The sequence below is a fragment of the Lacrimispora amygdalina genome (genome assembly GCF_003432035.1).
Classification (GTDB): domain Bacteria; phylum Bacillota; class Clostridia; order Lachnospirales; family Lachnospiraceae; genus Lacrimispora; species Lacrimispora amygdalina.
In genome coordinates this window covers 22455-35122 of the sequence record NZ_QOHO01000076.1, presented here as the reverse complement: position 1 = coordinate 35122, position 12668 = coordinate 22455, and the positions used below count along the sequence as shown (strand labels likewise).

The window sequence follows — 12668 nt, the reverse complement described above, 5'->3', positions numbered from 1 at the left end:
TTTTTCTGATTAGATAAAGAATATTCTAGTTCGTATTCGCATTCCCTAAAAGAACGATTAATTAAATCTAATTTTTTAATTTTAGGATAGGCATTTGCAATTTTAATAGGATATTGATCTGTTTTATTATTTGGAGTTATATATATCCCTCGATTTTTTTTATCTTCTGAATAATAAAAGAAATCTTGTTCATTTTGTTCAAGATATTTTATAAAAGAATAGTTTTCTTCTCTTTCCATGGGCTCCTCCATTTTTATATGAATTTTTTATATTATAACGTTTTTCAGATGGTAGTGGAATAGAAATATCACTACCATCTGAAAAACATTATTTTTCGCTAACTAATTTATAAAAACTGGTTTTCTTTAAATTTAAGAATTCCATTGCTTTCTTAGCGGAAATATTTCCCCGTTTCCACATATCATAATATTTTTCCCATTCAACCGGCTTCTCCAATGAAGGACGTCCCATATGTTTTCCTTGCTTTTTTGCTATATCAATTCCTTCTTTTTGCCGTTGGCGAATTGTAAGCCGTTCCTGTTCTGCAATACTGGACATAACCTCGATAATGATATTGTTTACCATATCTCGTATCCATTCCTGACCACTTGGAAGTTGTATCATGGTTGTTGGCAAGTCAAGAATTTGTAAATTAACATGATTACTCTTAAACCATTCCAATTCATTTTTTATATCGGCTTTATTCCTGCTTAAACGATCTAGTGACTTAATTATAAGCGTATCACCTTTTCGCAACCCCAACGGGCTTTTGAGAGCCTGAAATCCGTTTCTGTTTAAGTCCTTTCCACTGGCTTTATCAACTATGATGTTGGACTCATCTACATATTTTTTCAATTCCTCAATCTGTCTGTCCAAACTCTGGCTTGTGGAACTAACCCTTGCATATGCCATCTTTTTTCCGCTCATTAAAAATCTCCTTTCATTATAAAAGATACGTTCACAAAGGTTGAAGTAATTACGGATATGTCCGCAAAGATCAAGACCAACCTTTATGAACGCAAATAGATAGTAATATAGCCAGTCCGTAAAGGTACACCTTTGCAGACTAGCTACTTGGATTTAGAAATTGACTTTGCTATGACATCAGATAAGAATAGAACAGTAGTAACAACTAACTGAACAGTCAGTTCTTTGAAAATGAGCTTCATTATCTCACCCCCTTTCTAGTCTGTACGCCTTATAAATTTTAAAAATAAAAACCGTATATCTCACACCTAGAGATATACGGCTACTTTTATAAAAATTCTTTTTAATAATGAATCTACAACAATTCCTGAAATTATTAGACAAACAAACCATTCAAAAATAAGCGACATAAAACCGAAATAAGTAACATGAAATATTTTATGATATAAACGGTTGATAATAAAAGCCACTATAAGCATTACAATTAGTATTGCCATTAGTTTTACACTATTTTTTCTCTTCTTATATTTAGATGATAATTTACATATGTAACAAAAATAGTTTCTACTTTTAGCCAGTTGGTTCATTAGCGGTTATTAAACAACCAGCAACCACAACTACGAATGTTTGCCCACCTTTTGTATTATCAAACTTGCTATATCCCAACGGAAGACCGGTTACACTTATGGCATCACCATCATAAAAATTGTCTAACTCGCCATTATAGAGAATATAATATTGTAATCCGTCATAATCAATAGCATTAATAACGGATAAATATTTGTTGTCACTAATTTGGGTTTCTTCAATTTGTATGATTTGACTAGAAGGTATCATCATTAGTTTATCACCATATTTTCGGTCGTTTTTAGAAATATGTTTTGCTTCGATATTATAATCAATTAATTCATCTGTAATTTCTGCATAGTTCTTTTCATTTAATGGAAAGAGATTGTCATGATCTGATAAAAACTGTATGGCTTTTTCAGTAAGGACATAAGGAACTACCCCGTTTTCTTGTAGGCTTGTATAAATTTCCAATGCCGTATAATTGGAAGAAGTGGATTTATCTGTTGACGTTTCTGTTGCCAGTTCTGTTTCGGTTTCCGTTTCCGCTTCCACTGGCGGTTCTGTTACTGTCTGGCTTTGGGCTGTTGTCTGTGCAGTTGTTTCTGAACTTGCAGATTTAGTGGATCCCTCTGTCTGCATTTCCACGCTTTCCTGTGGAGAATCAGTTCCTGAAAGCATACCGATAATGAAGAGCATAACAAATAAAGCTACTATAGCAAGTAAAAATATCTTTAGTTTTTTCACATTCGTTCCTCCTGATTATGATACCTTGTACTTCAAATATCTTTAATCATTTTTACATTCGTTTTCTTTTATGATCTGGCGTAGGCGTCGCTCTGTATATCCATATTTAAATGCCACTGTTTTAATATCTGAATTATTGCTGGTCATTTCTACCTGTTTCAAAATATAATCTTTTGAGAACAGTTTTTTTGGTAGCGTTATTTGCTGACCTTGAAAATTCTTATGGAGAAGAATCGTGGCTTCGATTCCAATCACCTCCGCAATCTCTTTGTATACGCCTGTTAAATCAGTTGCAGTAATTCTTTTCTCACTATGCAATTCCCCTCCCGCTTTCATAAATATTATTGATAAATCAACTATACCTTTTTTTATTGGAAAATACACTCTAGTAATTTCCTTGAAAATTTCCTTTAAAATTTCCTTAAAGCAAAAGAAAAAGACGGTTAACTATTTTATATTTATAGTTATTCGTCCAGTCGTGTTATTGCGATTCCCTCATTAAATATTCGAAAATTTTTGACACAAAATATGACACAATCCCCCCACGTGGAGATCCTCTGTGAGAAGATAAAAAGATTGTTTACTACCTAGATTTATGCTAGTAGTAAACAAATGTAAACCATAATAAACAGATTTATAGAAATCCTCCCCTTTTTAATACCCCATGTGCGGCAAAGGCGTCGCATGTGGGGTATTTTTTATGTATCAGGGAAAGGAAGCTGCTTGAAAAAAAGATTGAGAACTGATATACTCTGATTTAAAACGCCAATTACCGTGCATGCACGTTTGAAAGGTTAAATAAAATGAATGAAAAGAAATATAACAGCCTGCGCTGGTTCTGGGGGTCCTTATCCCTCCAGAAGAAGGTGAATTATCTTACAGCCAGCGGAGCTGCTGTGGTCATACTGTCCATCATTGCTAATTTTATGGTGGCGGGGTTTGGAATGAGAGGATTCAGTTCTGTTTTAAGAAACAACTCACAGAGTCTGGCATTCTGGTCTGCCATGGAGAATGAAAAGAATGCATTTGCTTCTTATATAAAAGATGATACGAAAGACAGCCGTGAAGTGTATGAAAAGGCGTGCAGAAATACAAAGAAAGCGGTGGATCAGCTGCCTTATGATTATAAAAAGACAGGCCGGTATCAATATGCAAAGGTGTGGTCGATCCGGAATATGTATGAAAATTATGCAGTTTACCGGGATAAATTTCATAAGCTTACGAAGCAGGATCCGGATTATACGGAAAAGCTTTATACGATTTACAGAGTACAGGCCTATCTGACTGCTTATGCAGGACAGCTGGAGCAGATGACTGTAAAGCAGGGCAATGAAAGCTATGAAAAAAAACGCTATTTACTGGTGATCGTCCCGGCGGCAAGCCTGATATGGGGTGGTGCTTCCCTGCTTTTTGTTAAACTTTTAAACCGGTCCATTAACCGCAGCATCATACGTCCTGTGGTGGAACTTGCGAAAGATTCGACGCGGATCGGAAAAAATGACTTCTCCGGCGAAGATGTGAAGAGAGAAGGGGATGACGAGATTGCAAGACTGGTGCGGGCTTTTTCTGCCATGAAGTCTTCAACCCGTGGTTATATCAGCGCATTGACGGAAAAGCATGAGATGGAAAAGCAGTTAGATGAGGTCCGCCTGCAGATGCTTAAAAATCAGATTAATCCCCATTTCCTTTTTAATACCTTAAATATGATTTCCAGCATGGCGCAGATTGAGGATGCATCAGTGACTGAGAGAATGATCTCTGCGCTCAGCAGTCTGTTCCGCTATAATTTAAAATCCACAGATTCGGTCATGCCGTTAGAGAGGGAATTAAAGGTTGTTCAGGATTATATGTATTTACAGCAGATGCGTTTTGGGCAGCGGTTTCAGTACATTACTGACTGCAGTCCTCAGACGCTTGATATACTGATACCTTCTTTTTCTTTGCAGCCCCTGGTTGAAAATGCAGTCATACACGGGCTTTCGAAAAGAAGCAGGGGAGGGAAAATTCTTATCCGTTCCTGGTTAAAGGAGGGGAAACTGGTGATTTCAGTAGCGGATACAGGGGAAGGAATTGACCATGAAAAACTGGAGGAAATCCGGTGCTCGTTAAGAGACGGAGAGGAAAAAAAGACGGGAATCGGTGTTGGAAATATTTACCGGAGAGTCCATGGCATGTATAAAGACGGGGAAGTGTCCATATACAGCGCTCCTTTAAAAGGAACGGCAGTGCAGCTTTCCTTTACACCGGAGTATCAGAAGAATTCATAAGGAGGAAGACAGATGTATCGTATTTTACTGGCAGATGATGAACAGATTGAACGAATGGCACTGGCCAGAAGGCTCACCAGGCATTTCGGTGACAGCATAAAAATCAGTGAAGCGGTGGATGGCGCAGACGCCATTGCTGTATTTGAACGGGAAAAGTGTCAGATTGCCATACTGGATATCGCCATGCCGGAATTAAACGGTGTGGAGGCTGCTGAGCGGATCAGGAGCCTTAGCAGGGATTGTGTTATCATCTTTCTTACCGCTTATGATGAATTTTCCTATGCAAAACGGGCAATTGTTATACGGGCTCTGGATTACCTTCTCAAACCATGCGAAGAAGAAGAACTTCTTGCTGTTATGGAGGAGGCAATGCGCCTTGCAGATATTCAGGACAAGGGAAATGGAAGTGGAGATGGGGCAGATGACGGTTCTGAACTTCGTGAACTGGATTCGGACCTTCATGAGCCGGCAGATGGAGATGCCAAGAGCGATGTGGCCGCCCGTATTCTGGAATTTATAAAGAATAATTATATGAAAGAAATTTCCATGCAGGATGCGGCCCGGCTGCTTCACTACTCGGATGCCTATTTCTGCAGACTGTTTAAGCAGTGTTTTGACCAGAATTTCACTACCTATTTAACCAAGGTCAGAATAAACGAAGCGAAAAAGCTGCTTATGAATAAAAATGCCAGTGTAAAGGATGTGAGCATACAGGTTGGATATTACGATTCCAATTATTTTGCCAAGGTATTCAGACGAATTACCGGAGTGCTTCCTTCTGAGTTCAGGGATAGTCAGAATGCACAAAAATAAATGATTATATTTATGCAAACTGGCGAAAGCCCCAAGGAGGATGTTAAAATATTCTCCCTGGAAGACAATCCTCTACGGTACAAAAAAAAGCTTCAGGTTATATAATTGAGAAAGCATTAAGGCAGGCGTCGCCCCCTTGTTGATGTACTCAATCATATAACCCGGGGCTTATTTTTTTGCCGTAATACATCTAAAAAACAGATGGGAAGGAAAGAAATCGTATGAAGAAATTCTTAAAGAGACTGGCAGCAGGCGTTCTGGCAGCTGCTGTGGCAGCAGGGCTTAGCGGCTGCGGTATGGCAACTTCGGGCAAAAGGATCATCCGGATCTCACACGCTCAGGCAGAGACCCATCCGGAGCATTTAGGTCTTCTTGCATTTAAACAGTATGTGGAAGAACGTCTGGGAGATAAGTATGAGGTACAGATATTTCCCAATGAGATTCTTGGTTCTGCGCAGAAAGCCATAGAGCTTACGCAGACTGGAGCCATTGATTTTGTAGTGGCAGGAACTGCAAATTTAGAGACCTTTGCTGATGTTTATGAAATTTTCAGCATGCCATATTTGTTTGATTCAGAAGAGGTGTACCGCTCTGTTATGGAGGATACGGACTATATGCAGAATATTTATGCTTCCACAGACGAAGCGGGATTCCGTGTTGTCACCTGGTACAATGCAGGAACAAGAAATTTTTATGCTAAAACACCGATTCGTACGCCGGACGATTTAAAGGGTAAGAAAATCCGTGTTCAGCAAAGCCCCGCAAGTGTGGCAATGGTAAATTCATTCGGTGCAGCAGCAGCGCCCATGGGATTTGGAGATGTATACACTGCGATTCAGCAGGGAGTAATTGACGGAGCAGAAAATAATGAACTGGCACTTACCAATAACAAGCACGGAGAAGTAGCAAAATACTATTCTTATAACAAGCATCAGATGGTACCGGATATGCTGGTAGGTAATTTGAAATTTTTAAACAGTTTAAGCCCTGAAGAATATGAGGTTTTTGAAGAGGCAGCCAAACGTTCCACAGAAGTAGAACTTGCTGAATGGGACAAAAGCATTGAAGAGGCAAAAGAGAAGGCCAAAACAGATATGGGAGTGGAGTTCATAGATGTTGATGTGGAAGCTTTTAAAGAAAAGGTACTTCCCCTTCATGAAAAAATGCTGAAGGAAAATCCTAAGATCAGAGATTTATACCAGCATATTCAGGATGAAAATGAAAAAATAAAAGGAGGACAATAGTATGTCAGTGATGCATCAGGTAAAAGACCGGATCATGAAAGTTCTTGGAGCAGTCATTATATTTCTTTTTGCAGCTATGACTGTAATTGGAACCTATCAGATCATTACCAGATATTTTTTTAACAGACCAAGTACTATTTCAGAAGAACTGCTGACTTATTCCTTCACCTGGATGTCTTTGTTTGCTTCTGCTTACGTATTTGGAAAAAGAGATCATATGAGAATCGGTTTTCTTGCTGATAAAATAACCGGTACTGCAAAGAGATATCTGGAATTTGCCATTGAAATGCTGGCATTTGCATTTGCAGGCGTGGTTATGGTGTATGGCGGCAGTTCCATAACAAAACTTACAATGATGCAGACAACAGCATCGTTACAGATTCCCATGGGATATGTGTATGCCGCAGTTCCGGTTACAGGCATTCTTATCATGATGTTCTGTCTGGTTAATGCGGTGGATATGCTGCATACGGATTTCAGCGTAAAGGAGGAGGAAGCATAAATGAGTATTTCCATATTCTGCGGACTGATCATATTGGTGGTTCTGGTAATTCTGCTTTTACTGGGAGTTCCGGTGGCAGTTGCACTTGCCGTTTCATCCATATGTGCCATTCTGCCTATTTTAAACACGGGAGCAGCGGTGCTGACAGGAGCACAAAGAATTTTCTCCGGTATTTCCATATTCAGTCTTCTGGCAATTCCCTTTTTTATTCTTGCAGGTAATATTATGAACAAAGGAGGCATTGCAATCCGCCTCATTAATTTTGCAAAGCTGTTTACCGGGAGAATACCTGGTTCCCTTGCCCATACAAACGCAGTTGCAAACATGCTGTTTGGTGCAATTTCAGGATCAGGAACAGCAGCTGCCTCCGCGATGGGAGCGATTATCGGACCCATTGAGGAAGAGGAAGGCTATGACAGGGATTTTTCCGCAGCAGCAAACATCGCCACTGCTCCAACCGGGCTTTTGATACCGCCCAGCAACGTTATGATCACGTTCTCCCTTGTGAGCGGTGGAACTTCTGTTGCGGCTCTTTTTATGGCTGGATATATACCTGGTATCCTATGGGGTCTGGCCTGCATGATAGTTATCTATTTTCTGGCTAAGAAAAAAGGATATCAAAGTACAAAACGTTTCACTGCAAAGGAAAAAATTCGTGTCTGTCTTCAGGCAATTCCCTGTCTTCTCATGATTGTAATTGTTATTGGAGGAATCATTGGGGGAATCTTTACGGCTACGGAAGGAAGTGTGGTATCCGTAGTCTACAGCCTGGTTCTGTCCCTGTTTTTCTATAAATCGTTAAAGCTTTCAGAGCTGCCTAAACTGTTTTTGGAAAGCGCCCAGATGACGGGTATCATCATCTTTTTAATCGGTGTTTCCAGCATCATGAGCTGGGTTATGGCATTTACCGGAATACCTGGTGCAGTTTCTGATGCAATGCTTGGAGTCAGCAGCAATCGTTATGTTATTTTGTTCATCATAAATATTCTTCTCCTTCTGGTAGGTACATTTATGGATATGACACCGGCCTGTCTGATCTTTACTCCCATCTTTCTGCCTGTATGCCAGGCGCTGGGAATGAATACCATACATTTCGGAATTATGATGATCTTTAACTTATGTATCGGAACCATAACTCCTCCAGTGGGAACGACCCTGTTTGTAGGAGTGAAAGTAGGTCAGACAAAAATTGAAAATGTCATAAAGACACTGCTGCTTTATTTTGCCGCTATTTTTGTAGTGCTTCTTCTGGTATCGTATATACCCGCATTGTCATTATGGCTACCGGGGCTTCTTGGATATGTATAAGAATTTGTAAATGGAAACTGCCTCTTTTTCCTTTTAATCGCAGGAAGGAGGCAGTTTTCATTTTTCTTTAAAGCTGCATTGCAAAATTTATCAATATGTTATATACTGTTTGATGGAGTATTACAAGAAAGAACAGACAAAAGGATGGTTTTAATCATGACTATTTTAGAAAATTGGAGAAATTTAGCATACGGTGACGGTCTGGATGATAAAGGAAAAGAAGAATTATGGACCGGGTATTTTAAGGTTGAAAAAGGCATTTATGAACATATTCTGTCAAAGCCGGAAGAAGTGGTGGAAGGAACCGTTGAAGAGCTGGCTAAGAGATATGGCACAGACGTTCAGACGATGACCGGATTTTTAGATGGAATCAATGAAAGCTTAAAGGGCTACGAAAACCCAATCGAAACGATGGATGAGAATACCGTAGTTAAAATTGAAATTGACCCGGAAAAGCTTTATTATAATATGGTAGAAGCAAAGGCTGAATGGCTTTACAGCCTTCCGCAGTGGGATCAGATCCTGACAGAGGAAAAGAAGAAGGAACTCTATAAGACTCAGAAGGCTTCCGGAACGATTGTTAAGGGTGCAAAAATTGGAAGAAACGATCCATGTCCATGCGGCAGCGGCAAGAAATATAAAAAATGCTGCGGACAGAACCTGTAATCGTAACGATAATGAGACAGGAAAGCAGGTACCTCTTTGGGGTTACCTGCTTTGTTTTTCACTTCGGGAAAAAAAGGAATTTAAAAGAAAGGAAATCATAAGTGGAAGCGTACACAAATTTTGCGGAAGTCTACGATCTGTTTATGGACAATATTCCATACGAAGACTGGTGCAGTTATGTGACCGGTCTTTTAAAGGAACATGGAGTTAAGGATGGCCTGGTACTGGATTTAGGGTGCGGAACGGGTAGTCTTACAGAACTTCTGGCAGATGCCGGATATGATATGATTGGAGTGGACAACTCCGAAGACATGCTGCAGATTGCCATGGATAAGAGAGCAGAATCTGGTAAGGATATTCTTTATCTTATGCAGGATATGAGGGAGTTTGAACTCTATGGTACGGTGAGGGCGGTTTTAAGTATCTGCGACTGTATCAACTATATTCTGGAATACAGAGATCTGGTGGAGGTTTTCCGTCTGGTGAATAATTATCTTGATCCGGGCGGTGTATTTATCTTTGACTTAAATACTGTTTATAAGTATGAGAAGGTAATGGGGGATACTACCATTGCAGAGGACAGAGAGGAATGCAGCTTCATCTGGGATAATTATTATGACGGGGATACGAAGATCAATGAATACGATCTTTCACTGTTTATCCGGGAGAAGGAGGATCTTTACCGGAAATATACGGAAACCCATTACCAGAGAGCTTTTACCATCGGTGAAATCAGGGAAGCTTTAAAGGAAGCCGGACTGGAGTTTTTAGAGGCATACGATGCTTTTACCAGAAATCCGGTGAAAGAAACAAGTGAACGAATTTATCTGATTGCGAGAGAGCGTGGAAAGGAGCATAAAAATGGCTGATTATATTGTAAGAGCGACAGCAGGAGATCATCAGATCCGGGCCTTCGCAGCTACGACAAGAGATTTGGTGGAATATGCAAGGCAGGCTCATAATACAAGTCCCGTAGCAACTGCCGCGTTAGGCAGACTGTTAACAGCAGGCGGTATGATGGGAATCATGATGAAAGGGGAAGAGGATTTACTGACCATAAAGATCCAGGGCAGCGGTCCCATAGAAGGACTGACGGTAACTGCGGACTCTAAGGGAAATGTAAAAGGATATGTGTATAATCCGGGTGTCATGCTGCCCCCCAATGAATTTGGTAAGCTTGATGTGGGCGGAGCTGTGGGAGAGGGCGTTTTAAGTGTGATTCAGGACATTGGTTTAAGAGAGCCATATGTAGGACAGACAATTCTGGTAGGAGGAGAGATTGCAGAAGATCTTACCTATTATTATGCCAATTCGGAACAGACTCCGTCCTCTGTAGCACTGGGAGTTCTGATGAACAAAGATAATACGGTGAAACAGGCAGGAGGCTTTATCATTCAGCTGCTCCCGGGAGCAACGGAAGAGATGATTGAACTGTTGGAAAAAAGACTGGGTGAGATCCATTCCGTCACTTCTCTTCTTGAAGAGGGGAAAACTCCGGAGATGATACTGACTTATATTCTGGGCGGACTTGGCCTTGATATATTAGAACAGACTCCGGTTAAGTTTAGCTGTAACTGCGATAAAGCCAGAGTGGAAAAGGCGCTTGTCAGCATTGGCAGGAAAGAACTGGAAGAGATGATTGAAGAAGGAAAGAGCATTGAAGTAAACTGTCATTTCTGTAATAAAAATTATGAATTTACAGTGGAAGACTTAAAAGATTTATACGAGAAAGCGCAGTAACCGATCGGGAAGAAGCGTCAAAAAGAGCCATCCTGGGATGGCTCCAATCGTAATCATGTGAAACAATATAACTTCTTCCTATATTGAAAAAAGGTACACTGATGAGTCAATGATTATATTTTGATAACGTTTGTAGCCTGTGGACCCTTAGCTCCGTCTACAACATCGAACTCTACAGCAGCGCCTTCATCTAAAGATTTGAAACCATCCATGTTGAGACCTGAGTAGTGAACGAAAACATCGTTACCCTGTTCGTCGGAAATAAATCCGTAACCCTTTTGGTTGTTAAACCACTTAACTGTACCTTTCATTATGATACCTCCAAAACGACTAAAAATTGTACTGCTACAGGATATCTGTAACTTCCCTAAGAATAGCATAAAATGGGTAAGGTGTCAAACATTTTCCGCTATAAAAAACAAGAATTCTCTTAAAAAAATGAAACCGAAAAATATGTGGTAAAATCATTAGTAAATATGATAAAATGGGTGAAGATTTTACGTTGGGACAGGAAGGGCAGAATATGAAATTTAAGAATTTTTGGGGACATTTTTGTACCATTCACATACACAAAATCCGTGTCATGAAAAACTGCTTCCGGGTAGGCTTAATAAAGCAGGGGCTGCTCCATGATCTTTCCAAATACAGTCCGGAGGAATTCATACCCGGTGTTTTATATTATCAGGGCAACAGAAGTCCCAATGCGGCGGAAATTGAAGAAAAGGGATTTTCCAGGGCATGGCTTCATCACAAAGGGCGGAACAAGCATCACTGTGAATACTGGATTGATTTTTCCATGGATTCTTCAAAGGGGCTGATTGGTTATAAAATGCCGCTCAAATATCTGGTAGAGATGGTTATGGACCGGATTGCGGCATCCAAAACCTATAAGGGAAAAGAATATACGGATGCATCTCCCTGGGAATATTACGTACAGGGGAAAGCCTATATGATTGTTGCACCTGAGACGGAAAAGCTTTTAGAAGAGCTCCTTTTGATGTTAAAGAATGAGGGAGAGGAAAAAACCTTTTCCTATATCAGAGAACTGTTAAAAAAAGGGGATTATTAAAAGGAATATGGAATTTTTAATCAGCAGAACAAGGCGCTCTTATGAATTCAATATGGTGAAAAGCCATTGGCACCCTTACTATGAACTGTTCTATCTGGTGTCCGGACATTGTAAAATATTTATTAATCATTCCTTATATTATTTAGAACCTGGTGACATGATATTTATCTCTCCTGGTGAAATCCACCGGACTAACTATCATTCCAGCCCTGTCAATGAAAGGATTACTTTAAGCTTTGATACGGAATACTTAAATGACATGGTACAAAGCTGCGGCAGCCGTCTGACGGACGCTTTATTTCAAAATTCCAGGATTTCCATACCTTTGGGGAGCAGACCCTATGCAGAAGAACTGATTCAGAAAATGGTCTATGAAGGCGCCGGCCAGGATGGATATTCGCCTGTGATGAAGAGGAACTATCTATATGAACTTCTGATTTTTCTTTCCAGATGCAGGGAAGCTAAGTCAGATCCCGGGAAGATGGAGGTGGGGGAAAAGGCCATAGAAGAAGCTGCGGAATATATCTACCATAATTATGGAGCACCGATTACCCTTGGTGAGGTCGCAGAGAGGATTCATATGAGTCCGGCTTATTTCTCAAGAAAATTCAAAGCTGTTACAGGGTTCGGATTTAAGGAGTATCTGACCAATATCCGAATCCGGGAAGCCGCATCCCTGTTGCTGAATACGCGGAAATCCGTGACGGATATTGCAGTGGAATGCGGATTCGGGGACGGGAATTACTTTGGAGATGCCTTTAAAAAGATTAAAGGTGTATCTCCAAGAGATTTCCGGAAAATGCAGGGTATTTTATAAA

General features: G+C 40.1%; 15 protein-coding genes. 10 read left to right on the top strand and 5 right to left on the bottom strand.

Annotation, left to right across the window (positions count from 1 at the left end; genetic code table 11):
* The 4 genes from DS742_RS22690 to DS742_RS22675 all read right to left on the bottom strand — a co-directional run.
* Positions 1–239: hypothetical protein (locus DS742_RS22690; RefSeq protein ID WP_147325850.1), on the bottom strand; the 239-nt coding region annotated here is incomplete at its 3' end.
* An 88-nt stretch (positions 240–327) separates the two neighbouring features.
* The gene (locus DS742_RS22685; RefSeq protein ID WP_170313550.1) at positions 328–927 is read right to left on the bottom strand and encodes a recombinase family protein; all 600 of its coding nucleotides are present in this window, start codon (positions 925–927) and stop codon (positions 328–330) included.
* Between the two features lie 570 nt (positions 928–1497).
* Positions 1498–2241: a hypothetical protein gene (locus tag DS742_RS22680; RefSeq protein ID WP_117419236.1), complete on the bottom strand. Its 744-nt coding sequence runs from the start codon at positions 2239–2241 to the stop codon at positions 1498–1500.
* A gap of 42 nt (positions 2242–2283) precedes the next feature.
* Positions 2284–2625 carry a Mor transcription activator family protein gene (locus DS742_RS22675; RefSeq protein ID WP_117419235.1) on the bottom strand — a complete coding sequence of 114 codons (342 nt, stop codon included), beginning with the start codon at positions 2623–2625 and terminating at the stop codon, positions 2284–2286.
* Between the two features lie 419 nt (positions 2626–3044).
* Between DS742_RS22675 and DS742_RS22670 the strand changes: the two genes are divergently transcribed.
* The 8 genes from DS742_RS22670 (at position 3045) to hslO (ending at position 10781) form a co-directional block, all read left to right on the top strand.
* A complete protein-coding gene (locus DS742_RS22670) occupies positions 3045–4508 on the top strand; it encodes a sensor histidine kinase (protein ID WP_117419234.1) in 1464 nt (487 codons plus the stop codon).
* Between the two features lie 12 nt (positions 4509–4520).
* Positions 4521–5321: a response regulator transcription factor gene (locus DS742_RS22665; RefSeq protein WP_117419233.1), complete on the top strand. Its 801-nt coding sequence runs from the start codon at positions 4521–4523 to the stop codon at positions 5319–5321.
* A gap of 221 nt (positions 5322–5542) precedes the next feature.
* Positions 5543–6565: a TRAP transporter substrate-binding protein gene (locus tag DS742_RS22660; protein ID WP_117419232.1), complete on the top strand. Its 1023-nt coding sequence runs from the start codon at positions 5543–5545 to the stop codon at positions 6563–6565.
* A gap of 1 nt (position 6566) precedes the next feature.
* Entirely contained in the window at positions 6567–7067 is a 501-nt protein-coding gene (locus tag DS742_RS22655; protein ID WP_117419231.1) for a TRAP transporter small permease, read from the top strand.
* Entirely contained in the window at positions 7068–8375 is a 1308-nt protein-coding gene (locus tag DS742_RS22650; protein WP_117419230.1) for a TRAP transporter large permease, read from the top strand.
* Positions 8376–8531: 156 nt separating this feature from the next.
* Positions 8532–9041 carry an SEC-C metal-binding domain-containing protein gene (locus DS742_RS22645; RefSeq protein WP_117419239.1) on the top strand — a complete coding sequence of 170 codons (510 nt, stop codon included), beginning with the start codon at positions 8532–8534 and terminating at the stop codon, positions 9039–9041.
* A 101-nt stretch (positions 9042–9142) separates the two neighbouring features.
* The gene (locus DS742_RS22640) at positions 9143–9910 is read left to right on the top strand and encodes a class I SAM-dependent DNA methyltransferase (RefSeq protein WP_117419229.1); all 768 of its coding nucleotides are present in this window, start codon (positions 9143–9145) and stop codon (positions 9908–9910) included.
* Entirely contained in the window at positions 9903–10781 is an 879-nt protein-coding gene (hslO, locus tag DS742_RS22635; protein ID WP_117419228.1) for an Hsp33 family molecular chaperone HslO, read from the top strand. Before DS742_RS22640 ends, hslO begins: the two co-directional genes overlap by 8 nt.
* A 113-nt stretch (positions 10782–10894) precedes the next feature.
* Here the strand turns inward: hslO and DS742_RS22630 are convergent, their stop codons facing one another.
* Complete coding sequence (locus DS742_RS22630; protein WP_024295188.1) at positions 10895–11092, bottom strand: cold shock domain-containing protein; 198 nt, start codon at positions 11090–11092, stop codon at positions 10895–10897.
* Positions 11093–11304: 212 nt separating this feature from the next.
* Here DS742_RS22630 and DS742_RS22625 point away from each other — a divergent pair, with 212 nt between their 5' ends.
* The gene (locus tag DS742_RS22625) at positions 11305–11850 is read left to right on the top strand and encodes a DUF5662 family protein (protein ID WP_117419227.1); all 546 of its coding nucleotides are present in this window, start codon (positions 11305–11307) and stop codon (positions 11848–11850) included.
* Between the two features lie 7 nt (positions 11851–11857).
* Positions 11858–12667, top strand: coding sequence for an AraC family transcriptional regulator (locus DS742_RS22620; RefSeq protein ID WP_117419226.1), 810 nt, complete (start codon positions 11858–11860; stop codon positions 12665–12667).
* Position 12668: the final 1 nt, after the last annotated feature.